This window comes from Pseudomonas sp. LG1D9 (assembly GCF_002949995.1).
GTDB lineage: Bacteria > Pseudomonadota > Gammaproteobacteria > Pseudomonadales > Pseudomonadaceae > Aquipseudomonas > Aquipseudomonas proteolytica.
Map to the genome: position 1 here is coordinate 742,578 of NZ_CP026881.1, position 24,051 is coordinate 766,628.

The 24,051-nt window shown below is 57.8% G+C and carries 24 protein-coding genes and 1 pseudogene; 13 read left to right on the top strand and 12 right to left on the bottom strand.

Annotated features, from left to right (window positions below; genetic code table 11):
• Window positions 1-7: 7 nt before the first annotated feature.
• Together C5F71_RS03685 and C5F71_RS03690 are read right to left on the bottom strand one after the other, a co-directional pair.
• The gene (locus tag C5F71_RS03685; RefSeq protein ID WP_104910663.1) at window positions 8-979 is read right to left on the bottom strand and encodes a hypothetical protein; all 972 of its coding nucleotides are present in this window, start codon (window positions 977-979) and stop codon (window positions 8-10) included.
• A gap of 2 nt (window positions 980-981) precedes the next feature.
• Window positions 982-1,974, bottom strand: coding sequence for a hypothetical protein (locus C5F71_RS03690; protein WP_029293951.1), 993 nt, complete (start codon window positions 1,972-1,974; stop codon window positions 982-984).
• A 123-nt stretch (window positions 1,975-2,097) separates the two neighbouring features.
• On the opposite strand from C5F71_RS03690, the gene C5F71_RS03695 reads away from it, so the two are divergent.
• Window positions 2,098-2,946, top strand: a complete 849-nt coding sequence (locus tag C5F71_RS03695; RefSeq protein WP_029293949.1) for a LysR family transcriptional regulator — start codon at window positions 2,098-2,100, stop codon at window positions 2,944-2,946.
• Between the two features lie 108 nt (window positions 2,947-3,054).
• Here the strand turns inward: C5F71_RS03695 and mqo are convergent, their stop codons facing one another.
• Window positions 3,055-4,701 carry a malate dehydrogenase (quinone) gene (gene mqo, locus C5F71_RS03700; RefSeq protein ID WP_104910664.1) on the bottom strand — a complete coding sequence of 549 codons (1,647 nt, stop codon included), beginning with the start codon at window positions 4,699-4,701 and terminating at the stop codon, window positions 3,055-3,057.
• A gap of 505 nt (window positions 4,702-5,206) precedes the next feature.
• On the opposite strand from mqo, the gene C5F71_RS03705 reads away from it, so the two are divergent.
• On the top strand, window positions 5,207-5,755 hold the full coding sequence (locus C5F71_RS03705) for a cytochrome b (RefSeq protein ID WP_104910665.1): 549 nt from the start codon (window positions 5,207-5,209) through the stop codon (window positions 5,753-5,755).
• 243 nt (window positions 5,756-5,998) lie between these two features.
• Here the strand turns inward: C5F71_RS03705 and C5F71_RS03710 are convergent, their stop codons facing one another.
• Window positions 5,999-6,793, bottom strand: coding sequence for a nitrilase-related carbon-nitrogen hydrolase (locus C5F71_RS03710; RefSeq protein WP_104910666.1), 795 nt, complete (start codon window positions 6,791-6,793; stop codon window positions 5,999-6,001).
• Window positions 6,794-6,871: 78 nt separating this feature from the next.
• Between C5F71_RS03710 and C5F71_RS29190 the strand changes: the two are divergent.
• The 5 genes and pseudogenes from C5F71_RS29190 to tal form a co-directional block, all read left to right on the top strand.
• A pseudogene (locus tag C5F71_RS29190) lies at window positions 6,872-6,964 on the top strand (Crp/Fnr family transcriptional regulator); the annotation flags it as partial.
• Window positions 6,965-7,434: 470 nt separating this feature from the next.
• Window positions 7,435-7,869: a YeeE/YedE family protein gene (locus C5F71_RS03720; protein WP_104910667.1), complete on the top strand. Its 435-nt coding sequence runs from the start codon at window positions 7,435-7,437 to the stop codon at window positions 7,867-7,869.
• Between the two features lie 2 nt (window positions 7,870-7,871).
• Window positions 7,872-8,291 (top strand): DUF6691 family protein, encoded by a 420-nt coding sequence (locus tag C5F71_RS03725; RefSeq protein WP_104910668.1) that lies wholly within the window; start codon window positions 7,872-7,874, stop codon window positions 8,289-8,291.
• A gap of 184 nt (window positions 8,292-8,475) precedes the next feature.
• Complete coding sequence (gene dusA, locus C5F71_RS03730) at window positions 8,476-9,471, top strand: tRNA dihydrouridine(20/20a) synthase DusA (protein WP_104910669.1); 996 nt, start codon at window positions 8,476-8,478, stop codon at window positions 9,469-9,471.
• Window positions 9,472-9,726: 255 nt separating this feature from the next.
• Entirely contained in the window at window positions 9,727-10,653 is a 927-nt protein-coding gene (gene tal, locus C5F71_RS03735; protein ID WP_092231713.1) for a transaldolase, read from the top strand.
• Between the two features lie 351 nt (window positions 10,654-11,004).
• On the opposite strand, the gene rssC is transcribed toward tal, so the two are convergent.
• Both rssC and rssB read right to left on the bottom strand, forming a co-directional pair.
• Entirely contained in the window at window positions 11,005-11,487 is a 483-nt protein-coding gene (gene rssC, locus C5F71_RS03740; protein WP_029293846.1) for an anti-sigma factor antagonist RssC, read from the bottom strand.
• Window positions 11,487-12,668 carry a two-component system response regulator RssB gene (gene rssB / locus C5F71_RS03745; protein ID WP_029293844.1) on the bottom strand — a complete coding sequence of 394 codons (1,182 nt, stop codon included), beginning with the start codon at window positions 12,666-12,668 and terminating at the stop codon, window positions 11,487-11,489. The genes rssC and rssB overlap by 1 nt, the downstream gene beginning before the upstream one ends.
• A gap of 277 nt (window positions 12,669-12,945) precedes the next feature.
• Here rssB and C5F71_RS03750 point away from each other — a divergent pair, with 277 nt between their 5' ends.
• Window positions 12,946-13,242 (top strand): PilZ domain-containing protein, encoded by a 297-nt coding sequence (locus C5F71_RS03750; RefSeq protein ID WP_104910670.1) that lies wholly within the window; start codon window positions 12,946-12,948, stop codon window positions 13,240-13,242.
• Between the two features lie 43 nt (window positions 13,243-13,285).
• Here C5F71_RS03750 and C5F71_RS03755 read toward each other — a convergent pair whose 3' ends face one another.
• Together C5F71_RS03755 and C5F71_RS03760 are read right to left on the bottom strand one after the other, a co-directional pair.
• Window positions 13,286-14,617, bottom strand: coding sequence for an IS4 family transposase (locus C5F71_RS03755; protein ID WP_104912592.1), 1,332 nt, complete (start codon window positions 14,615-14,617; stop codon window positions 13,286-13,288).
• A 121-nt stretch (window positions 14,618-14,738) separates the two neighbouring features.
• Window positions 14,739-15,425, bottom strand: coding sequence for a VacJ family lipoprotein (locus C5F71_RS03760; RefSeq protein ID WP_029293840.1), 687 nt, complete (start codon window positions 15,423-15,425; stop codon window positions 14,739-14,741).
• Between the two features lie 195 nt (window positions 15,426-15,620).
• On the opposite strand from C5F71_RS03760, the gene C5F71_RS03765 reads away from it, so the two are divergent.
• Both C5F71_RS03765 and C5F71_RS03770 read left to right on the top strand, forming a co-directional pair.
• Complete coding sequence (locus C5F71_RS03765) at window positions 15,621-16,232, top strand: phosphatase (protein WP_104910671.1); 612 nt, start codon at window positions 15,621-15,623, stop codon at window positions 16,230-16,232.
• Between the two features lie 110 nt (window positions 16,233-16,342).
• A complete protein-coding gene (locus C5F71_RS03770; protein WP_029300769.1) occupies window positions 16,343-16,609 on the top strand; it encodes a DUF4404 family protein in 267 nt (88 codons plus the stop codon).
• Between the two features lie 75 nt (window positions 16,610-16,684).
• On the opposite strand, the gene queF is transcribed toward C5F71_RS03770, so the two are convergent.
• Both queF and C5F71_RS03780 read right to left on the bottom strand, forming a co-directional pair.
• A complete protein-coding gene (gene queF / locus C5F71_RS03775; RefSeq protein ID WP_029300772.1) occupies window positions 16,685-17,515 on the bottom strand; it encodes an NADPH-dependent 7-cyano-7-deazaguanine reductase QueF in 831 nt (276 codons plus the stop codon).
• A 67-nt stretch (window positions 17,516-17,582) separates the two neighbouring features.
• Window positions 17,583-18,107 carry a plastocyanin/azurin family copper-binding protein gene (locus C5F71_RS03780; RefSeq protein WP_104910672.1) on the bottom strand — a complete coding sequence of 175 codons (525 nt, stop codon included), beginning with the start codon at window positions 18,105-18,107 and terminating at the stop codon, window positions 17,583-17,585.
• A gap of 156 nt (window positions 18,108-18,263) precedes the next feature.
• On the opposite strand from C5F71_RS03780, the gene C5F71_RS03785 reads away from it, so the two are divergent.
• The 3 genes from C5F71_RS03785 (at window position 18,264) to C5F71_RS03795 (ending at window position 21,856) form a co-directional block, all read left to right on the top strand.
• Entirely contained in the window at window positions 18,264-18,944 is a 681-nt protein-coding gene (locus C5F71_RS03785) for a heavy metal response regulator transcription factor (RefSeq protein ID WP_104910673.1), read from the top strand.
• Window positions 18,944-20,305, top strand: coding sequence for a heavy metal sensor histidine kinase (locus tag C5F71_RS03790; RefSeq protein WP_104910674.1), 1,362 nt, complete (start codon window positions 18,944-18,946; stop codon window positions 20,303-20,305). Before C5F71_RS03785 ends, C5F71_RS03790 begins: the two co-directional genes overlap by 1 nt.
• A gap of 246 nt (window positions 20,306-20,551) precedes the next feature.
• Window positions 20,552-21,856 carry an IS4 family transposase gene (locus C5F71_RS03795; RefSeq protein ID WP_104910675.1) on the top strand — a complete coding sequence of 435 codons (1,305 nt, stop codon included), beginning with the start codon at window positions 20,552-20,554 and terminating at the stop codon, window positions 21,854-21,856.
• Between the two features lie 203 nt (window positions 21,857-22,059).
• Here C5F71_RS03795 and C5F71_RS03800 read toward each other — a convergent pair whose 3' ends face one another.
• Window positions 22,060-23,304 carry a lipoprotein-releasing ABC transporter permease subunit gene (locus C5F71_RS03800; RefSeq protein ID WP_029300111.1) on the bottom strand — a complete coding sequence of 415 codons (1,245 nt, stop codon included), beginning with the start codon at window positions 23,302-23,304 and terminating at the stop codon, window positions 22,060-22,062.
• A 59-nt stretch (window positions 23,305-23,363) separates the two neighbouring features.
• Window positions 23,364-24,047: a lipoprotein-releasing ABC transporter ATP-binding protein LolD gene (gene lolD / locus C5F71_RS03805; protein ID WP_166647875.1), complete on the bottom strand. Its 684-nt coding sequence runs from the start codon at window positions 24,045-24,047 to the stop codon at window positions 23,364-23,366.
• Window positions 24,048-24,051: the final 4 nt, after the last annotated feature.

Here is a 24,051-nt window from a genome sequence, read left to right on the forward strand (position 1 = left end):
AGAAACCTCATAGGCGAACCGCAAGGTCGGCAAAGGTAATAGGCTCAATATCGAGCCGCCGGTATTGCTCATCGGCAGGTAAGGCCAAGTCGCGCTTAAGTTGAAGCCATGGCCTGATCGTCCTCAACACACCGTCATCGGAAGCAAGGTGCCAGAACTTGTTCACATCGGCTGTGCTGTAAGGACAATGGAATGAAAGCACCAGCGACATGCGCCTACCGGAGATGAGTGGGCGAACCCCATGAAACACACGACTGCCGTAGATATAAACAGCATCACCGCAGGCCTTGGCCACACTGGTGCAAAGACGCTCACCCAAGTCACTCACATCAAAGAGCTCGTTTGGCCCCTCAAAAAAGACAAACTCCCCACCCTCATACTCGTCAGGGCCCGATAGCAGGATATTCAAGACGAAACTCGTACCATCGGTATGCCACATCCCGACTTGGGCCTTGGCCTCGGGGGCCTGAGGCGGGTAAAAATAGTTAACCTGCGAACGCGCCCGCAAAAACGGATGTGGCACCAAGGGAACGCCTGCAATCCGTGACACCGCTAACAAGAAGGCGCGACTGCCCATCATTTCCCGCAGCAGGGTCGAAGATTCGGTAGCCGCCCGGGTACGATTGGAAATAATCCAATCACTGGTGGTAGAGCCTGCTTCCAATTGATAACAGGCCCGGCGTAATTGCACGACGCCTTCTTCACTGAACAACCCCGATACCTGTGCCACCGCTGTCAACTGTTCAGCCGCGGCAATATCCACCGACGAACTGGCATAGCCCAGTTCGGCTAGGCTTCGGTGGTACCCAAGCACAGGCGCCGTCTTGTTCAAGTAGCCATCATTCCAATGCTGCAAGGTATCCAGTAATGCACCAGGATGCTTGCAGCGCAACGATGATGGCGAAAGCGATGCCTGCAATGCCAACTTCAGCCGTCCGGCCCCCTGTGCAAAGACGGGTAGGTCACTGTCTCGCCTCATCGTTACAAACCTCCCTCGTGGTCCAGGCAGTACTCAGCCAACTGATACATGACACTGCCATCGCCACTGCAATACTCGCCAATGACCCGGCAACTGCCGTATTCCTGCCGCACACGGATGAATTGTTCACGGGTGTATTTCAGGCAGACATTCGTCAACAGATAGCCGTCATTGTGACCATCATTGACCGGGAGCAACGTTGCGGCGACGCGGTAGCAGTGGTCGTGGTGCTCAATCTGGGAAATGACGACTCGATGGTCATCCGTTTTCTTCAAGCCCAGTTTCAAACCGATCAGGTCAGAAAACCGGCTCATGCAATCGTGCCCATAAAAACGATGGATATGCGCGTCCCCCTCAGCGGTGGACAGCTGCATTTCTGATAAGACGTACGTTCGCGTACCGCCTACCCGGCGGATGATCTCGCCAATGGTGTCGGGCAACTCGTTGCCCTCTTGAAACCCCAGCATTGTGATCAGCGTTACATCCTGCCCCCGTTCGAGCTGATGCCTGTGCAGGTCACGAAAGTCAGTGGCCAGGTAGGAAAACCCTTGGGGAGTTGGCAGCAGCGGTTCCACCACTCGACGCATGACCGCCTGCGAAGCGCTATTGATATCCACTGCTGTGTAGTGTTGCGGTTCGCTGCCGCAGTCAAGCAAATAGCCCATCAGCGCAGACGTCTTCACCGGTTCCGGACCCAGCTCAACGTAATGCAAGCTCCCCGGTCCCAGAAGATCAACCAAGTCAGAGGCAACCGAATACAGGATTTCGCCCAAGGAGCCCGACCCACAAGGCGCGGCACACAAACCTGCACCGCTTATGCCCTCAGTGTTCAACGTTGTCATCAGTGCCAGTATTTCTTCACTGACCTGTTGATTCAGGGCCGAGGTATACCCAGGCAATGTCGAATATTTCTCAGCGTTTTCAATCGTCCAAATGTGCCCGCCAAACTCATGATGACTCTGCAAAGATGCGACAACCAGCGTGTTGATATCCATATGTACGCTCCGACTCTTTTTATTCGATATGCAGGCGCGCTCCTGTTTGACCCAAAGACTAGGATGAAGGCATGATTTTGTATATTTGAATAATCCGCATAACTAATCCCGAAAAGAGGGATCATGAACAAGCAACTGAACATTGACCTCTTGCGTACCTTTCATGCTGTTGCCCGCTTCAGGCGTTTCAACGAAGCCGCCAACCATGTGCATCGCAGTGCCTCGACCGTCACGACACAAATTCACAAGCTGGAGAACCTGGTAGGCCAGAGGCTCTTCAGTCGCAACAACCAGGGTGTGGAGCTGACGATGTATGGCAAGAAATTGCTGAGTGAGACCACTGATTTCCTGAAAAGCCATGACCGTTTACTCGCCTCGCTAACCCCACAGCGCATGCAGGGCAAAATCCGCCTGGGTTTACCTGACTCCTACGCGCCGGCGTTTATGCGTGACTTCCTTCCGCAACTGATTGCAGACAACCCTCTGCTCGAACTGGAAGTGGAGGCAAGGTCCAGCGGCGAACTGTCCATGATGTTCAGTCGTGAGCAAGTTGACCTGGCATTGATCGTCAGCGCGCAACCGCTGGAACAAGGCGAGCGGCTGGGTGCAATACAGCCGGTGTGGGTCGTGGCCGAGCACTTCCAGAGACCTGAACAGGCACCGCTTCCCATCGCCGTCCAGTTGAGCGGGTGCCCATACCGGGAGTCGGCCCTGCGTGTGCTGAAAGAGCACGGGGTGTATTACCGAATCCTGCTTGAGAGCGCCAGTTCAACAGCCGTAGAAGCCGCCATCATGTGTGGGTTGGCGGTGGGGCTGATCGAGGAGGAACGTATGGTCGCTGGGCTGACCCAAGTCATTCCTGGCGTTCAGTTACCGGGGTTGTCGCCGCATCAGGTTTATCTACTGTCTGATAGCGGCAATCACCTGGCGCTTCATCTGCATGAACAGGTCAAAAAAGGTTTCCGTATTTGACCGGTGTAAATACATCGAAACGCCACAACCAAAAAACCCGCTGACCGTTTCCGGTTCAGCGGGTTTTCAAGTATCGATGCAGCCCTGGATCAGGACTGCCTCAACCGCTTACAGCGCGATATCAGCCGCCGGCTTGCTCGGCTCGGCCGCAGGCTTGGCAGCCTCGGTCGCTTGAGGCGCTGCCATTTCAGGAATGACTGGCGGAGGCGTCAGCTGCAGAACCTTGGCGGTGTAGGCCCATTCTTGCGCAACGCGCTCAGGGCTGCCGTTCAGCTTGGTGCCATAGCTTGGCACGATCTGCTTCAGCTTTTCCTGCCAGGCCGGGGTAGCGACCTTGTCCTTGAACACTTTTTCCATCACGGTCAGCATGATCGGCGCTGCGGTGGACGCACCTGGCGATGCACCCAACAGGCCTGCGATGGTGTTGTCGGCAGAGCTGACCACTTCGGTACCGAGTTTCAGGACGCCGCCCTGCTCTTCGTCACGCTTGATGATCTGCACACGCTGACCGGCCTGCCACAGGCGCCAGTCTTCTTTCTTGGCGTTCGGGAAGTACTCTTGCAGCGCCTTGAAGCGGTCGTCATCCGACTGCATCAGTTGGCCGGCAAGGTACTCGACCAGTGGGTATTCACGAATACCGACTTTGGTCATTGGCCAGATGTTGTGGGTCGTGGTGCTGGTCAGCAGGTCCAGGTACGAGCCTTCTTTCAGGAACTTGGTGGAGAAGGTCGCGAATGGGCCAAACAGGATCACGCGCTTGCCATCCAGCACACGGGTGTCCAGGTGCGGCACCGACATCGGCGGCGAACCCACCGAAGCCTTGCCGTAGGCCTTGGCCAGATGCTGCTCGGCAATCGTTGGATTCTCGGTTACCAGGAACGAGCCGCCAACCGGGAAGCCGGCGTATTCCTTGCCTTCAGGAATGCCCGACTTTTGCAGCAGGTGCAGGGCACCGCCGCCCGCGCCGATGAACACGAACTTGGCGTCGGTCTCGGTCTTGGTGCCGTCTTTCAGGTTTTTGTAGCTGACGCGCCACGAACCGTCGGCGTTCTTGGTGATGTCCTGCACTTCGCTCGACAGTTTCAGGTCGAACTTGGGCGTGGTCTGCAGGTGAGCGACGAACTGGCGGGTGATCTCGCCGAAGTTCACATCGGTACCGATCGGAGACCAGGTAGCGGCGATTTTCTGGTTCGGGTCACGCCCTTCCATCATCAGCGGAACCCACTTCTTGATCTGTACCGGATCTTCGGAGTATTCCATGCCGGCAAACAGCGGACTCGCCTGCAGCGCTTCGTAACGCTTCTTCAGGAACTTGATGTTGTCATCGCCCCACACAAAGCTCATGTGCGGCGTGGAGTTGATGAACGAGCGAGGGTTCTTCAGAACGCCTTGCTGAACCTGCCACGACCAGAACTGGCGGGAGATCTGGAACGCTTCGTTGATCTCGACCGCTTTCGGGATCTCAACGATGCCGTCCTTGTTTTCCGGGGTGTAGTTCAGCTCAGCCAACGCGGAGTGACCGGTACCGGCGTTGTTCCAACCGTTGGAGCTTTCTTCGGCGACGCCGTCCAGGCGCTCGACCATCTCCATCGACCATTGCGGCTCCAGCTCATTGAGCCAGACACCCAGGGTCGCGCTCATGATGCCGCCGCCGATCAGCAGCACATCAACTTTCTTTGCCTCTTCCGCCTGAACGGAAGTAATCCCCATCGACAAAGCCAACCCCAGCAGGGCGGTGTTCACTTTTTTAAACATCGTAGCACCTATGATAAAACGCCTTCCGCCCTACCGCCCTCGACCTTCCGGCAACCGCGGTGCGCAAAACATCAGGCAATGTTTTGCTGGTTCCCGTACTCGCAAGAACTGCAGGGTGGGCACACAAGGCCGACGTATCGACCTCACTTTTATGTCCCTTCTGCGCTGACTTCTTATCATTATTGGCTTCAGCTACCTCGGCGACAGCTACCCTGCCGGCACGCATTCGGGAGCGCGTACCAGAGAGAGAATAGACCAAGATGGCGCGCAGAATATCATGCTCGGGCTGGATCGGGCGCCTGTTCTGGACCTGGCGATGGTGTTGGCACCCGGTTTAGCTTCACCTGAGTAACCAAATATCCTGTAACAAGGCCAATTACAGCCCTGACAGAACGTAAGTGAACTAAAAATCAGAAAAGTCGATGGGAATCATCGACATTTTACGGTTTTACAACGTGCCCTATTGTCGATAATCGCGTCTTCTCAAAAGGGAGCGCATATCCAGATGACTGAGACAAAAAGTTATACGGCCACGGCAAAGTGGCTGCACTGGGGCATGGCGCTCATCTGGATTGCCGCCTGGGTCATTGGGATCGTGGCCGTTCACTGGCGCGATGAATTCAACCCACTGCATCAACTCACCTTCTTACACAAGGCAATGGCCAGCACGCTGCTATTCCTAGTCGTCCTGCGCATCGCCTGGCGCCTGACCCATGCAGCACCCGCGCTGCCCAATACGATGACGCCACGGGTCAAGCGTGCTGCATTCATCGGCCATCTGCTGCTGTACATCGTAGCGCTAGTGGCGCTGCCACTCTCCGGCTGGTACTGGAGTTCGGTTGCCGACAAACCCATTCTGGTTGCAGGCTTATTCTTGCTACCGCCGCTGGTGGAGGCCGATAAAAGCCTCTACGACCTGGCAAAGGCAATCCATACCTACTGTGCATGGCTATGCGGAGCCCTTGTGGGCGGGCATATAGTGGTAGCGCTGAAGCATCACTTTATGGACAAAGACAAGGTACTGGCGGGGATGTTGCCGGGGCGTGTTGACTAACGTGCACGTTCTCCCAATACCCGACATCAACAGGGCTCCCCGGCTCCTGATAAACCGATAGCTCTGCGCGCGCGCCAATCCGATACCTCAATGCCCCTACTAACTGCGTCACCAGCATCTTCTCGCCGTTTTTCGGTTGCGCCACCGAACTCGGAAAAACAAAACGCCAAGGCATTCCAATCTGCCATAGCGGCCTGAATTTCCTGCTTTCGGTTGCCGGTATTGCTACCGGACACGGCCTGTTCATTTTGGGTGCGGGCCTGATAAAGCATAGCGACTTGCCTCCTCCATCAAGTCATCACACATAGGATTCGACTTGAGAACGTGAGCTGCGGGATCGATCCTCGACAAACCGAGCGCCGTCTGCTCTGTGGCAGATGCCCAAACCTCTCCCATAGGCCCGACAATTTGGCTTTCCCCCCTGAATTTCGCCTCTACGCCCTCATACATCTCCACACCACTACGATTGGCACAGATTAGCGGAGTGGCATTTTCCATCGCTCGAATACGTGCAAGCTGGGTTGTCCAAGGACCACCATAGTTGGCTGGGCAACACAATAGTTGTGCACCCTGGCGCACCAGCAAACGTGCGGCTTCTGGCATCCAGAGGTCAAAACAAGTCAGAACGCCAAAGCGGCAGATTCCGTCATCAAAACACGTCAATGAATCGCCCGGGGTAAAGAGGACTTTCTCTATGCGTGACAGGTGACATTTACGTTGTTTCCCCAGCCAGCGTCCCCGTGATACGACAATCGCCGTGTTGTATACGTGATCGCCATCACGCTCAGCGATGCCTGCAATTAACGTGGCGTTCTTAGCTGCTGATAGTTTCAATAAGAACTGCGCGGTTGGCCCATCGAGCGCCGATTCAGCACGACGAAACAACGCTTCACGCGAGTCGTGAAAGTAACCAATGTTGCAAAGCTCGGGCATGACCAACAGATCAAACTGTGGATGGTCTAAAACATCGCAAATCTGCTTGAAATTTGCCGCAGGATCGCCAAACGAAACGGGATACTGCAAAAAACCGGTCAGCATAAAATTGTTCAACCGTTGTTAGGGTTTTCTGGGCCCACGCTCATCTTCTGTTAGGCAGTGCAAAGTTGAACTATACCCTTACCCCTGGGCAATATAAGTGCCGATGAGCGTTCTGCGATGCTCCTGCTGAATCTGTCTCAACGCCTTAACATCCGCGGTTATTCGTCTCGGGTCACCAGGCTAGGTATGCACGTCCGCGAAAAATGTTGGTTGCCATAGCCCCCCTCAGTGCGAAGAGCGTTACCGACCTGATCATCAACGATGACCAACACACTGGCAACACTCTGCGCAGCCATCCTGGAAGTCATTTACGCCTACGACTGTCGTCATTTACCGCAGCTGAGTACGGTTTCGAAAGTGGCTCGTTGCTCTTTTTCTCCCCCCTATCCCGGCAACTCTACGAATCCCAGGGTGCAGCATTCAGCGCAGTGGCCGAACACAGTGGCATCGCTCAGGAACAAAGCCGCATGATTATGGGAGAACCGGCGAAAGTGCTGGCCAGCTACGCTTGTCATCGTCATGGGCCGCATGCGCTACAGTGGCCTGAACAAACTGACCGGGTGTACAAGATGCCATGCAGCGGGTGAGCGATTGCCGCGCAATAGAAAGAATGAAGGCAATTTTTATAGCGTGGGGTTTTCATGAATATCGACTGGCTCAATTTCACACCATGGTCATCCCTTGCCGGCGGCGCATTGATTGGTCTGGCTGTTAGCCTGATGATCGTCGCAAATGGACGTATCGCGGGCATCAGCGGTCTGATCGGCAGCCTTCTGCAGCGTCGAAACGAGGGTGTGAGCGAGAAAGTGTTATTTCTGCTGGGCCTGCTGGTCGCGCCGCTTATATGGGGATTGTTCACCACTCTGCCGCAGATCAAATTCCAGGGCGGCTGGCTCACACTCACCGTCGCAGGCCTATTGGTGGGCATCGGCACCCGCTACGGGTCGGGCTGCACGAGTGGCCACGGCGTCTGCGGCCTGTCCCGCCTTTCTCCGCGTTCGATAATCGCCACGGCATGCTTCATGTTCAGTGGTTTCGCTACAGTATTTATCCTGCGTCACGTCCTGAAGAGTTGAACATGCTCAAACTGACTGCATTCATCGCTGGCGTAGTATTCGGCTTGGGCCTGCTGCTGGCAGGCATGGCAAATCCTGAAAAAGTACTCGCGTTCCTGGACGTGACAGGCGCCTGGGACCCATCCCTGGCGTTGGTAATGGCCGGGGCGATTGGTGTCGCAATCGGTCCGCTGAACTGGGCACGCCATCAAACCCGTTCTGTACTGGGAAACCCGATGCGACTCCCGACCAAGCGAGAGTTGGACCTGCGTCTTATCGGCGGCAGCTTGGTATTTGGCATTGGATGGGGAGTAGCGGGTATTTGTCCTGGACCCGCCGTTACCATCCTATTGACGGGGCACTGGCAAGCAGTCGTATTCATCCTAGCCATGCTGGTTGGCATGCTGTTATTCACTGCGCTGGAACTTCGACGCGAGCATTAATCGGGCCGCAGCTATAAACGAAAATAACGTAGTCGCAGGATTTTTCATCCTGCCTGAGGGAAAAGGTGAGGAAAAGGGGACAAACATATTTAACTACGACAACCTCAACGTACGGCCCCCGCCATCTCCGCTAACCCATTCCTGTTAAACTGCCTCCCCTTCGCAAAGCTCAACTCAGATCCTCATGCCTCCAAACACTGCTCCAACACAAGCTTTCTCACGCCGCTTCAGCGTCGCGCCTATGATGGACTGGACCGACCACCACTGCCGCTACTTCCTGCGCCTGCTCTCCAAGCACGCCCTGCTCTACACCGAGATGGTCACCACTGGCGCCATCCTCCATGGCGATCACGAACGTTTCCTGCGTCACAACGAAGCCGAGCACCCGTTGGCGTTGCAGTTGGGCGGCAGTGTTCCGGCGGATTTGGCCGCTTGTGCCCGCATGGCCCAGGACGCGGGTTATGACGAGGTGAATCTGAACGTCGGCTGCCCCAGCGACCGGGTGCAGAACAATATGATCGGGGCATGCCTGATGGGGCACCCCGCTCTTGTGGCGGACTGTGTGAAGGCAATGCGCGATGCGGTGTCGATTCCGGTGACGGTCAAGCATCGTATCGGGATTAACGGGCGGGACAGTTATGCCCAGCTGTGTGATTTCGTCGGGCAGGTGAAGGACGCCGGTTGCACCAGTTTTACCGTGCATGCGCGGATTGCGGTTCTGGAGGGGCTCTCGCCCAAGGAGAATCGGGACATTCCGCCGCTGCGTTATGACGTGGCGGCGCAGTTGAAGCGCGATTTTCCCGAGCTGGAGATTGTTCTCAATGGCGGGATCAAGACGCTGGAGCAATGTGCAGAGCATTTGCAGGTGTTTGATGGGGTGATGCTGGGGCGCGAGGCCTATCACAACCCGTATTTGCTGGCAGAAGTGGATCAGCGATTGTTTGGCAGCACGGCGCCGGTGATCAGTCGGGCCGAGGCGTTGGCGCAGTTGCGGCCGTATATCGCCGCGCACCTGGCTACGGGTGGGGCGATGCATCACATTACGCGGCACGTGCTGGGGTTGGGCACCGGGTTTCCTGGGGCGCGAAGGTTTCGGCAGTTGTTGTCGGTGGATATTCATAAGGCTGCGGACCCGCTGACTTTGCTGGATCAGGCTGGGGCGCTGCTGGAGGGTCGCTGACGGAGGGTGCCTGTCAGTTTATGCGGTGCTCGGTCCGTCGCGATCGCGGGCAAGCCCGCTCCACCTTTGATCTCGGCGTTTATTGCATCGGGTTGAACCCGATTACGATTTTGCCCTCCTATTTACCTGCAAGGTCGGTCATTCAAACGCCTGTTTTCAGGTTGTTGCCCTCGCAAACGATCGAACGCATTTGCGCCCTTGAGCGGCTAGCAGCCCTCGGGTAATGTCATCAGACCCATAGGACAGAGCACGCCCATGACTTCCAAGCTGGAACAACTCAAGCAATTCACTACTGTAGTTGCCGACACTGGCGATTTTGAAGCTATCGCTCGCGTCAAGCCGCAGGATGCCACCACTAACCCTTCCCTCTTGCTCAAGGCTGCGTCAATTCCAGCCTACGCCAAGCTGCTGGATGCCTGCGTGCAGGATTGCAACGGTGATGTGGGCCTGGCCAGTGACCGTTTTGCGGTGGCTGTCGGTCAAGAGATCCTCAAAGTGGTGCCGGGGCGTATTTCCACCGAGGTGGATGCGCGCCTGTCGTTCGACACTGACGCGGTACTCAAGCGTGCGCATCGCCTGATCGACCTGTACGAAAAGGCAGGTATTGGCCGCGACCGCGTGCTGATCAAGATTGCATCCACCTGGGAAGGCATTCGCGCCGCCGAGCAATTGGAAAAGGAAGGCATCCAGACCAACCTGACCCTGCTGTTCTCCTTCGCCCAGGCCGTGGCCTGCGCTGAAGCCGGGGTGTTCCTGATTTCGCCGTTTGTCGGTCGTATCTACGACTGGTACAAAAAGGCCAATGGCAACGACTACACCGGCACCGATGATCCAGGCGTGCAGTCGGTAACGCGCATCTACAACTACTACAAGGCCAATGGCTACAAGACGGTGGTGATGGGCGCGAGCTTCCGCAACCTGAGCCAGATCGAAGAGTTGGCCGGCTGCGACCGCCTGACCATCAGCCCGGACTTGCTGGAGAAACTGGCGGCCGACAATGGCAAGCTGGAACGCAAACTGGCGCCAGGCCATGCCGGTGAACCTCGTGTGCATATGACAGAAGCGCAGTTCCGCTGGGAGTCCAACGAGGATGCGATGGCCACGGAGAAGCTGGCTGAGGGCATTCGCCAGTTTGCTCGTGACCAGGAGAAGCTGGAGGCATTGCTGAGCGCCAAGCTGTAAAAAGCGGGCGCGGTAAAAAGGGCGGCATCCGTTAGGGTGCCGCCCTTTTTTGTAACGTTAAGTATGTGTTGGTTGGGCTGGCGCTATCGCAGCATAGGTATCTACACAACTTTCAGAAACTGACACCCCCCGCGCTGGGCTGCGAAGCAGCCCCGAAAAGCCCGCCGCGTTTCTTCAGGTAAACCGCGATGGCAGGGTTTAGGGCTGCTTCGCAGCCCAGCGCGGGGCAAGCCCGCTCGCCACAACTGCGCTATCTGCCTGGATTTAGGCGTTGCGGCAAAGTTGTGTAGATACCTATAGCTATCGCAAGCAAGCCAGCTCCCACATTTTGACCGTGCTCCAACCGTGAGGTCAGTGCCGCTCGAGGGCATTGACCAGGTCGTGGAAGGCTTCGCGGTTGGATTCGTTCAGGCCCATGAGGATCTTATGCGCCTCCAGCACCTTAAGCCGCACCACTTCCTCGGATTGATCCTGGGACGGTAAGTCGGTCAGGCACTCCGGGCACGGGATCGGGCGGTCAACGATGTTGAACACCTGGTCGAAACCCATCGACTGCAACAGCCGGGTGATGTCTTCGTGGGTGGTGACGACGGTCGGCAGCAACCCAACCTTCTGCCGAGACAGAATGGACAACTTGGCCAACAGCCCAAGGGTGGTGCTATCGATGCTGCGGGTTTCGGTCAGATCGATCACGATCGCCGAGAAATTCAAGGCAGTGAAAATCCGCTCAATCGTTGCATCCAGGGCCGAACACAAGGTCAGGCGCACTTCACCGACAAACTTCAGGACGAAGGTCCCATCTTGCTCGGCGAATTGGATTCTTCCGGTACTCATCAAAGATTCCTGCTCAACACCAATAGGGCGATATCATCCGGCATCTCCCCTAGCGTGGCCAATCCAAAAACCTGCCGCAGGCCATCCAGGCTGCCGCCCGCCGACCTGACCCGTTGGGGCAAGGCGGCTTCTTTCTCCTTGAGTGTAGGCTCTGGAAGAAGGTCCAGGATGCCATCGGACATCAGCGTCAGGCTGAATGCCGGTGGCAATTCCAGGATGTGGTCTTCATAGGTGGCTTCATTGAACAAGCCAACCGGCAGACCACGCCCTTCCAGATAACGCACACTGTCCGGAGTGTATAAAACCGGCAATGGCAGGTGACCGCCAATGCTATAGGTCAAAAGACCGGTTTCTTCGTCAATCACGCCGCCGACCATCGTCACGTGCTTGCCCAGCTTGCAGCTGATCAGGCCTCGGTTGATGTGGCCCAGCACTTGCGAGGGAGTGAACTCCGGCAAGGTGCCGTTGCGCTTGGATTCGAACAACAGCCGTGTGGTCATGAACTTCAACAACACGGTCACGAATGCAGAGGATGCGCCGTGTCCGGAGACATCGGCCAGATAGAACGCGACACGGCGCTCATCCACGCGGAAATAGTCGACAAAATCACCCGACAGGTACAACGACGGGATGATCTGGTGGGCGAACTGGAACTCGTCGATAGTCCAGGGACTGACCGGCAGCATGTTCATCTGTACCTGGCGACCGGCGTTCTGGTCTTCCTGGAGCAGGTTGAGGCTGGCTTCGAGTTCACGGTTGGCGGTTTCGAGCTTCTCGCGATAACGCTGGTTTTCCAGCAGCAGGCGGGCACGATCCAGCGCTCGGCGCACCGAGTGCTCCAATACGGCCAGGTCTTCCAGGGGCTTGATCAGGTAATCGGCGGCGCCCAGGCGCAAGGCTTCCACGGCGTCGTTCATCACCCCGGCACCGGACACGACAATCACCGGCGTCTGCGGGGCAAGCTCGGTCACCTGGCGGATCAGCTCAAGGCCGCCCATCTGGGGCATGCGCAGGTCGCAGATCACCAGGTCGGGCTGGTCGCGCTCAAACACCTGGAGACCCTGAAGACCATTGCCGGCCTGCAGGACGCTGAAGCCACTGTCTTCCAAATAGGCCGCGAGACTCGCGCGCACTACTTCGTCGTCATCGATTATCAGCAGCGTGGCACTGGTTTTTTGCATGTGGGCAAACGGCGCCAGAATTAGGTTGGCGTAGGCAGCTTGGCAATGGCCGGGCTCGCACTACTGGATTCGCTTTCTAGCCTCTCTGTCCTACAAAACATGAGCTTTTGGCTCACGCACAAAGGTAAAGCAGAGGTGCCCTTCTAAGGCGCAGACGGTACTCCCATCCGCCAGGGGTTTCAAGCTCATGCCGATGGTCGCTGGGCGTCTTTACATCGCAAATCACCGGGAGTTATAAGAACAGGCAAAACCACAACGCAATGGAAGGATGAAACCTATGAGCGCAAATGAACGTGACTACGCGGAAAAGCGCGATTTCATCCGCATGCGGGTGGAGGCCGACGTGTCGCTGATCCACGCCGGCCAGGAGATTGCCGGGGTCTGCCTGGACCTCTCCAGCTCTGGAATGCAGGTTCAGGCGCAGCACTCATTCAACGTGGGCGACCAACTGAAGGTGCGTATCGACTCAGAACATGCCGCACTCAAAGGCCTGAAAGCGGACACCGAGGTGGTATGGGCCAGGAAAGAAGGCGACGACCAACACCTGGGCCTGAAAATTCTCAAGATGTACTGAAATCAATGCACACAAAAAAGGCGGCCTCGAGGGCTAATGCCAGTCAGTTAAGCTGACTGGCATTTTTATTTTTGATCGGATACTTCGATGATTTCAGCCGAATCGCCCGAGGATAAACGCGCTCCTCACGTCGATGCGGTAGAACGTAGTGCGGCGCTGAAGCATGAAGCTCGGCCAAATACTTGGGGATGTTCCCGGAACGGTCGGCCGAGACGCTGTTGATAAACCCAAGAATCGCCCAGGTACACGCGGTAAAGCTCATTTCGCACGGGTAAATGCCAGGACAGTGGCGACTCATTTCCACCATCTGATAGCGCAACAAGTTGTAGCCCAACAACACGCCCCACAACTCTTGCTCGATCATCTCGGGTGTCTTGCTGCGCAGCGTATAGCTGCTGTTGAACAGCGTCTGCTTCATTTCCCGAAAGCCTAATTCGATTTCCCAGCGCTGGCTGTACAGATCAACGATCTCGTCGGAAGGAAAACGCAGTGGGTCAGCCATCGAGGTCAGAATCTGACACACCTTGCCCTTGACGGTTTTGCTCAGCAGTCGCGCGGTCAGCTGCTCCGGCAACCCAGGCCATTGCTTGCGGGCCTGCGGCGAAGTGCTCAGCAAAACAATCGCATCCTGGCGCCCCAAACGCTGGATCACCTCGTACTGCGAGCCTTTTTTCAGCGGCATCAGCCAGTGGCGTTCGACACCTGCCTGCTGCCACCGATGCAGTAAACCTAACGAGTAAAAACCACGATCAAACAGCGTCAGCGAGTGATCGGGGGTGGTTTCGATCAGTTGCTCGGCCAGTTTCATTTCGTTGCTGCGGTAGCCTTCAAACGCACTGCCAATCAGCAAATGGCTGGTCAACTCCATTTGGCAGACCACGCGCACCTGAGGAAAACCGGTGTCGCCATGCTGGTTGCTGGCGGAGTCATAGCGCGCCCGATTTTCCGGCGTATCGGGCGTGCGCCAGACAACGCCATCGACACCCAACAAACGCAGACCGGCCCAAGTCGGGTGACCGGCTGCCTCATGCCAACTTTTCTGGGTCAAATCGAAGACTTGTCGTACAGCTTCGCTGCCCAATCTCTGACGGGCCTGGACTACGGCGCTGGGCGCTACCAACGGGCGCTGACCCGGCAACATGATATTCATGCGACTGACCACATCCCAGGCCGACATGCGCCGGAAGAACGCCATGGAGATCACGCACCAGAGCATCATTTCCAGAGGCAAACGACGCTTGCGCAGCGTCGCCACACCAGCTTGTTCAAGCGCCTGTTCGACCAGAGAAGGATCGAGCAAAGCACCCAATCCCTCGATGGCGTTGGGGGTAGAGGCGATGTTGTGGGTCAGTTCCAGTGCCCGAGCGAGACGCATAAAAAAATCCGATGCCAGTACAGGCATCGGATTTTGATTTCTTGCGGCCAAAGGTCAAGCGAGAAGGCTTAACTGATCGGCATTAGCCTCGATGGCCGCCTTTTTCATTCAAGGTTTAACCTTAAAAATCATCCACTACATTGCCGTCCTTGACCTTGAACTCACGGTTTTGCAGGTAGGCATTGCGGATAAAGGTGTATTTGTCGCCGTTGATCAGCTTTTCAGCCGACAGCAGGCTGGCGCGGGTATCGATGATATCCAGGCCCATGGCGCTGTTACGCGTAGGAATGTCGTTCATGTAGCGGTACGGTTCGGTGTAGCTGTCGACATACTTGGACGGAGCATCACGCAGGGTGCTTGGGCCCAGCAATGGCAGCATCACGTAAGGACCGCTGCCCACGCCCCAGTAGCCGAGGGTCTGGCCGAAGTCTTCATCACTGCGTTGCAGCCCCATTTTGGTGCCGACATCAACCAAGCCCAACACGCCAAACGTGGTGTTGACCAGCAAGCGCGCGGTATCGACACCCGCCTGATGAGGCTTGAGCTGCAGCACGTTGTTGGCCAAGTTGCCCACGTCACCGATATTGCGGAAGAAGTTATGGATACCGTCTTCGACAAATTGCGGAGTAATGAACTGATAGCCCTGGGCCAATGGCTTGAGTGCGTAGGTATCAACGGTGTCGTTGAAGGTGAAGATCGGGCGGTTGATGCTTTCCCATGGGTCGTCTTCCGCAGCCTGGGCGGCGAAAGGTACCAGCAGGACACTGGCACACACGGATAGTTGAGCAAGACACTGGCTCCAGCGCATAGCTTGAACTCCTTGAATAATCTGTCATGGGCGCTATGCCCTGAATAAGGCGGCAGTATATGACGGAAGTGTAAGATTAGGCAGCTTGACGGAAATGTCATTCAGAAAATGTACAATTTTCCCACAATCTAATCAGGTGTCATCTACCTGTCACGGACCTTCGATAGCGTCACAGCTATTTTCAGGGACGTCCCAATGCCCCACCCCCAGATCGTTGCAGAGAACGCCCCCGCCCTCACCGCCGTATTGTTTGGGCTCAGTGGCTGCCTGGTGGACTTCGGTTCCATGGCCCACGCCGACACCATCCCCGCTGGCGAAACCCTGGCCACCCCTGGCGCCCTGAATATCCTGCAATCGCTCAGTCGACAAGGCACCCCCTGCGCCTGGCTGGATGAGTTGCCCTCCACCGTCACCACGGCACTGGCCGCAGCCCTGCCCGGCTGGGTCCAGGGCACCCGTCCCGCGGCCACCCCTTGGCCTGCGCCCCATGCCTGCTGGCAAGCCTTGATGGACCTGAACATTGAGCGCCTGGACGGCTGCGTGCTGGTCAGTGGAGAGCCTCGACTGCTGCAATCCGGGCTCAATGCCGGGCTCTGGACAATTGGCCTGGCGTCCTGCGGATCGCTATGCGGGCTCTCCCCGACCCAATGGCAAGCGTTGGACGAACAGGCACGCGAACACAAGCGTGCCAAGGCTACCGTCGCACTGTACGGGCTTGGCGTGCACTCGGTGATCGACCACCTGGGTGAATTGGACACGTGCCTGGCAGACATCAGCCTGCGCCGGCTCAAAGGCGAAAAGCCCTGATCAAGATCATGCACAGTCGGCGCCAGTGGATTAATCTACAGGTCATCCCGTAGACCTTTCTCGGCGTGCCGTGGTCTATGCCAGTGCCTATCGATAAAAGGAAGAACGCCATGCCTGCCCGCGAAAAACTGCAAGAACAGGTTTCCATCCTGCGCGAGCAATTGAATCAGGACCCGCCTCTGCCACTGGAAAAACGCGAAGCGCTGGAAGCCTTGATTGCCAAGTTTGAAGTGCAACTGGAACTGGAACCTGCCACTCAACCGCCCAGCATTGCCGATGATGTAAACCTGGCAGTCGAACGTTTCGAATTGGACCATCCAGGCATTGCCGGGACATTGCGCAATATTGTGGTGGCCTTGGGCAATATGGGCATCTGATCCAAACCCCAAGCCAAGCCCAAAACCCAATGTGGGAGCAGGCAAGCCAGCTCCCACATTTGTTTGGTGTAAAGCTTACTGCCGGGCCAGGCGCAGGTTCTGGAACGGCACGTCCTCGGTACTGCGGTAAGGATTGATATCCAACCCGCCCCGACGCACATACCGCGCATACACCGTCAACTTCTCAGGCTTGAGCAAGCGCTGCAGGTCGAGAAAGATCCGCTCCACGCACTGCTCATGAAAGTCCGAGTGCTGGCGGAAACTCACCAGGTACTCCAACAGGCTGGCGTGATCCAGCGCCGCGCCGCGGTACTCCACCGCCACGCTGCCCCAATCCGGTTGGCTGGTCACCGGGCAGTTGGACTTGAGCAGATGGCTGTGCACGCTCTCCTCGACCACACGGGAATCGTCGCAACGCAGCAGTTCCGGGCGCGGGTGCTCGTAGTTGCTGACACTGATATCCAGGTCATCAATGCACACCCCCGGCAGGCGTACCAGGCCTTCGTCTTCCACCTCGGCCAGGCTGCGGATGCGCACGCCCACCGGCTTGCCGGCCGCCGCGCTCAAGTCGGCACGCAGGGTCGCCTCAAGGTTGGACACCTGGGCAAACGGCGTCTGGTTCAACGAATTGAGGTAGAGCTTGAAGGACTTCGACTCGATGATGTTCGGCGAGTCAGCCGGGATGCTGAACTCACCGATCGCCACCACCGGCTTGCCGGACGGCAACAGCCAGGACAGTTCAAAGCAGTTCCAGAAATCCACGCCGTTGTAGGGCAGCGTTTCAGCTGTGAGGCCCAACTCGGCCCATTTGGCGGCACGAGGGATAGGGAATAGCAATGAGGGTGTGTAAGTGGAAATGTATTCACTGGACTTGCCCAGCGGCGAATGTTCGGCTGCGGGATGCATGGCGGAAACCTGGCTAAATAAACCCCGCCAGTCTACCAGCCTTTGCGCCCGCCTTTGAGCATCGCCTTTATGGACTGACGTGCAGCTTGCCAACCATTCCCGCCTGATAGTGCCCTGGGAGGTTGCAGGCAAACTCCAGCGCGCCGGCCTTGCTGAAGGTCCAAGTCAGTTCGGCGGTCTTGCCCGGCTCCACCAGCACGCTGTTGGGATCATCATGTTTCATCCCGCCCATGTCGCCATGGCCCATCGCTGCGTGGTCCATCTGGCCCATACCGGTGGCGGTCAGCATGCCGCTGGCCTGCATCTTGAGCATTTCTTTCTGGTGATCGGCATGCATGCTCGCATCCCCCAGGTTGAATTCGTGCAGCAACTGGCCCTTGTTGACCAGCACAAAGCGCACCGTCTCACCAGCTTTTACGTCAAGTGAGGTGGGGGCAAAGGAAATATCCTGCAGCACCACCTCCACCGTACGAGTGGCCTTGGTCGCCGGCGCCGCCTGGCCAAAGGCAAAGGTGTGGGCGCCATCGGCCAGCGCCGGAACACTCAACACCATCAGGCAACCTGCCAGCCACCAAGAATTACGCAAAAACATGTTTATCCTCCAAAGGTATAAAGCCAGCCTGTGGGACACTCTAATAATGCGCCGCTGCCAGCTACCTGACTGCTAGATTACAACTTTGTCAGGTTGCGCCAGCCCCCTGGCGCACACGGTATAAAGCCCGCTGCTACCCGTTGCCATGAGTTGCCTATGAAACTGCTGATCGTCGAAGACCAACCCAAAACCGGCCAATACCTGCGCCAGGGCCTGACTGAAGCCGGGTTCAATACCGAACTGGTGGCCGACGGCACCACCGGCCAGCATCTGGCGCTGACGGGCGACTACGACTTGCTGATTCTGGATGTGATGCTTCCCGGGCGCACCGGCTGGCAAATCCTCCAGGCCGTGCGCAGTGCCGGCCTGGAAATGCCGGTGCTGTTCCTCACCGCGCGGGATGCGGTTGAGGATCGGGTCCATGGCCTGGAGTTGGGGGCCGACGACTACCTGGTCAAGCCTTTCGCCTTTTCCGAACTGCTGGCCCGGGTGCGCAGCCTGTTGCGCCGGGGCAGCAGCACGCCCCAAGAGACCAGCCTGCACCTGGCCGACCTGCGCCTGGACCTGATCCGCCGTCGCGTGGAGCGCAGCAACCAGCGCATCGACCTCACCGCCAAGGAGTTCGCCCTGCTGGAAATGCTCCTGCGCCGCCAGGGTGAAGTGCTGCCCAAGTCGCTGATTGCCTCCCAGGTCTGGGACATGAATTTCGACAGTGACACCAATATCATCGAAGTCGCCATCCGCCGCCTGCGCTTGAAGATCGATGACGGGTTTCCCAATAAACTGATCCACACCGTGCGCGGCATGGGCTATGTGCTGGAAGAGCGGTTCAGTTGATGAAGCGTATCTCCCTGGCCAGCCGTCTGGCGTTGTTGTTTGCCGGCTGCACTGCCGTGGTCTCGCTGTTGGCGGGCGTACTGTTCAGCCAGGCCAGCGAAAAGCACTTCATCGAGCTGGACCAACAACTGCTCGACAGCAAACTGATGGCCCTGCGCAGTGCCCTGCAAGATGCCGATACCCCGGCGCTGTTCGCCCAACGCGTGGCCGCACTGACAGACGAACTGAGCCATCAACCCGACCTGTCGGTGCGCATCAACGCCGCCGATGGCCAGCGCTGGTTTGACAGCTCCCCGTCCATTCCCGCCCAATTGCCCGCCACCCCTGGCCTGCACAGCCTGCAAAACGCCGGCACCCATTACCGGGTGTACAACGCCCCCTTGAATCCCGGCAAGCCAGGTTCGGCGCAGCTTGTGCTAATGCTGGACATCACCCACCACCAACACTTCCTGCAACGCATGCAACACCTGATCTGGCTGACGGTCGGCCTGTCCGCCGTGGCGACCGCACTCCTTGGCGCCTGGGCCGCACGTAGCGGCCTGCGGCCCCTGCGACGGATGACCGAAGTGGCCAGCCGCGTGCGTGCCCACTCCCTGACCCAGCGCCTGCCCCAGGAACAGATGCCGGCCGAACTGGCGGAACTGGCCCAGGCCTTCAACGCCATGTTCAGCCGCCTGGACGACGCGTTCCAGCGACTTTCGGCGTTCTCTGCCGATATCGCCCACGAACTGCGCACGCCGTTATCGAACCTGCTGACCCAGACCCAGGTGATCCTCACCCATCCCCGCCCTCTGGAGGACTACCGCGAAGCGCTGCACAGCAATCTGGAAGAGCTGCAATGGATGGCCCAACTGGTCAATGACATGCTGTACCTGGCCAAGGCCGACCACGGGTTGCTGAACCCCAGACGCGAACCGCTGGCCCTGGCCAACGAGGTGGACGCACTGTTGGAGTTTTTCGCGCCATTGGCCGAAGACGCCCAGGTCAACCTGCTGCGCGACGGCAGCGCCAGTACCGCCGGTGACCGCAGCATGCTGCGCCGGGCGTTTTCCAATCTACTGGACAATGCCGTGCGCTTTACGCCGCCGGGGGGTGAAGTACGGGTGCGGATCAGCGAAAACACCCAGGGCGTAACGCTGAGTGTGGAAAACACCGGGACCGGGATTCCCCAAGGGTTGCTGCCCAAGCTGTTTGACCGGTTCTACCGCGTGGATCCGGCGCGGCACGAGGGTAGCAGTGAGCATGCGGGGCTTGGGTTGGCGATCACCCAGTCGATTGTGCGGGCGCACGGGGGGAGGATTTTCTGTGAGTCACAGCCGGGGTGGACGCGGTTTGTGATTGAATTGCCCAAGGGGGATTGATGCAAGCTGGACGGGCCTCATCGCGGCATGAGTATCGACACAACTCTCTGATACTTCTGGGCTCTGGGTTTTGGGCTGATGTAGGGGGCATATCCATTGCCGCGGTAACGGCGGCCATGGGTTCCGCTTTTACAGCCAGCCCTTTCAAGGTCTTTGATAAAATCCCCCAAAACGCCAGTCAGGGGAACGAAATCGATGTGGGCAGAAGTTCTAGCGCGGTTTGAGAAAAAAGCACCGGCCAGTGTCATGACCAAAGTGATATTGGAACAGGCTGTTCCTGCTGAATGGGTCGATCAGGTGTTCGAAGAACATCGTCAGCGGCAGTACCCACGCGAGCTTTTGTTTTCAACCATTGTTGAACTGATGTCCCTTGTTTCATTGGGCTTGCGACCTTCTCTGCATGCCGCCGCGCGGCAGATGGAAGACCTTCCTGTTAGCTTGGCGGCGCTGTATGACAAGGTCAGCCGCACAGAGCCTGCGCTGCTGCGCGCCCTGGTCACCGGGAGCGCAGAGCGCTTGGCCCCGACGATAAAAGAGCTGGGGCACTCAGCCATTTTGCCTGGCTGGCAATTAAGGGTCGTTGACGGTAACCACCTGCCTTCCAGCGAAAAGCGCCTGGGCGCTTTGCGCAGGGAACGGGGCGCCGCCCGGCCTGGTTTTTCCGTTGTGGTTTACGACCCCGATCTGGACCAGGTCGTCGATCTTCAGCCTTGTGAAGATGCCTATGCCAGCGAACGCGTCAGCGTGCTGCCATTGCTGGAAAAAGCCAGTGCGGGACAACTGTGGATGGCTGATCGACTCTACTGCACACTCCCGGTCATGGGGGCCTGTGAAGATACCGGGGCCTCGTTCATCATCCGCGAACAGAGCAAACATCCACGTCTGCTTAAGGAAGGCGATTGGCAGGAGCCTATCGCGGTTGCGGCAGGCAGCGTGCGCGAGCAAATCATCGAAGTAAAAGGTGGTTGCCAGTGGCGGCGAGTCGAACTGAAGCTGCAAAAACCCACCGAATCCGGCGACACCACGCTGCTGTTCTGGAGCAACTTGCCTGACTCTATCAGTGCCGAGCAAATCGCCGATTTGTACCGCCGTCGCTGGAGTATCGAAGGGATGTTCCAGCGCCTGGAAGCGGTGTTGGACAGTGAAATCGAAACCTTGGGCAACCCCAAAGCAGCCCTGTTGGGGTTTGCGTCGGCCGTGTTGGCTTACAACGTTTTGGCGGTGCTCAAACGCAGCGTTGAGCAGGCTCATCGCCAGATCCTGCCCGACGATTGGGAAGCATCGATTTTCCACCTGACGGTACAGGTACGCAGCGGATATGAAGGCATGCAGATTGCCTTGCCGCCAGAGCCCTTATCGATCCCAATTCCTGAAGCAGGATTGGCTCCGTACTTACTGACGCTGGCGAAAAACGTCCTACCTAAAGCGGTCGCCAAGAGCAAACGGGGGCCAAAGGTGCCTAAACCCAAAGAGTGGCTGGAAGGCAAAGCCGCGAATGCTCACGTGTCGACGGATCGGGTACTCAAGGCAGCTAAGCTCAAAAGACCTTGAAAGGGCTGGCCGTAAGGGCGGAACCCATGGCCGCCGTTACCGCAGCAATGGATATGCCCCCCACATCAGCCCAAAACCCAGAGCCCAGAAGTATCAGAGAGTTGTGTCGATACTCATGCTCATCGCGGGCAAGCCCACACATTTTGATTTGTGAATACAGTCAAATGTGGGAGCTGGCTTGCCTGCGATAGCGATCTCAAGACCTACGAGTATCTCAGGGCATGCGCCGGCTCAATCTTCGCCGCGCGATACGCCGGGTAGATCGTCGCCAAAAAGCTCAACACAAACCCGGCGCTGCAAATCAACAACACATCGCCGCCTTGCAGTTCCGAAGGCAGGTTGCTGACAAAATATACGTCCGAACTGAAGATATGCTGCCCGGTCACACGCTCCATCCAGCCCACCAGTTCGCTGACGTTGAGCGCGGCAATCACCCCCAGCACACCACCGATCAAGGTGCCGACAATACCGATTACCGTGCCCTGGACCATGAAGATCGCCATGATCTGCCGCGGCGTGGCGCCAATGGTGCGCAGGATCGCGATGTCCGCGCCTTTGTCGTTCACCACCATGATCAGCGTGGCAATGATATTGAAGGCCGCGACGGCGACGATCATCAGCAACAGCAGGCCGATCATGGTCTTTTCCATCTTCATCGCGCTGAACAGGCTGCCCTGGGTATGGGTCCAGTCGTCCGCCTTATAGGCTGCGCCGAGGCCAGTGGCGATATCCGCCGAAACCTTGGGCGCCGCATACAAATCCTTGACCGCCAGGCGCACGCTTTGCACCTGGTTGGGCTGCCAACGCAGCATTTGTGCGGCATCGGCGACGTGGATCAGGGCCATCGAACCATCCAACTCGGCACCGACCTTGAACACGCCCACCACGTTCAAACGCTGCATGCGCGGGGTGATGCCGCCGGGTGCAGTGCTGATTTCGGGGACGATCAGCGTCAGCTTGTCGCCCACGTTCAGGCGGAAACGGCGCGCGGTGATTTCCCCGATCACCACGCCGAACTCACCCGGTTGCAGGTTCTCCAGATTGCCCTGGACGATATGCTGGGTGACGATGGACACCTTGCCTTCCTGGGCCGGGTCGATCCCGCTGATCTGGATCGGCTGCATCGAGCCCTTGTACGACAGCATGCCCTCCATCTCGGTAAACGGCACGGCCGCCGTGACTTCCGGGTTCTTCAGGGCCGCAGCAGCCACCGGTTGCCAGTCGCTGATCGGGTTGACGCCCACAATGGTCGCGTGCGGCACCATGCCGAGAATGCGTGAACTCATTTCCCGCTGGAACCCGTTCATCACCGACAACACCACGATCATCGCCAGCACGCCCAGGGCGAGGCCGATCATCGAGGTCATCGAGATAAACGAAACAAAACGGTTGCGGCGCTTGGCGCGGGTATAGCGCGTGCCGATGAAAATCGATAACGGTCTGAACATTCGCTTGCACCGCCTGGAAAAATAGAAAACCCGGCGTCAGGCACCGGGCTTGAAACAGGTCAGATGGCGACCAGATGACCTTCCTGCAGGTGCAGCACACGGTCCATCTGCCGGGCCATGCTCATGTCATGGGTCACCACCAGGAACGCAGTGCGCATCTGGGTGCTCAGCTCAAGCATCAAGTCCTTAATGCCCTGGGCGGTGTGGGAGTCGAGGTTGCCGGTCGGCTCGTCGAGCATCACCAGGCCCGGGTTGTTCACCAGGGCACGGGCAATCGCCACACGCTGGCGCTCGCCACCGGACAATTCTGCCGGCTTGTGCTCCAGGCGGTGGCCAAGGCCGACGCGCTCGAGCAACGCCGTGGCACGCTGGCGAGCCTCCGGGATCGCGGTCTTGCCGATCAAGAGCGGCATGCACACGTTTTCCAGGGCGGTGAACTCTGGCAGCAAGTGGTGGAACTGGTACACAAAGCCCAGGGAGCGATTGCGCAACTGGCCACGGGCCTTCTCGTTCAGCGCCGAGAGCTCTTCACCGGCCAGCCACACACTGCCTTGGGACGGCGTATCAAGGCCGCCCAACAGGTTGAGCAAGGTACTTTTGCCAGAGCCGGAACTGCCGACGATCGCCACGCGCTCGCCGGGATGCAGTTCCAGTTGCAGGTTGGACAAGACCACCACCGATTCCGGGCCTTCCTCGTAGGATTTGCCCAGGTCGCGGCAGCTCAGGATTGCTTTTTCACTCATGCCC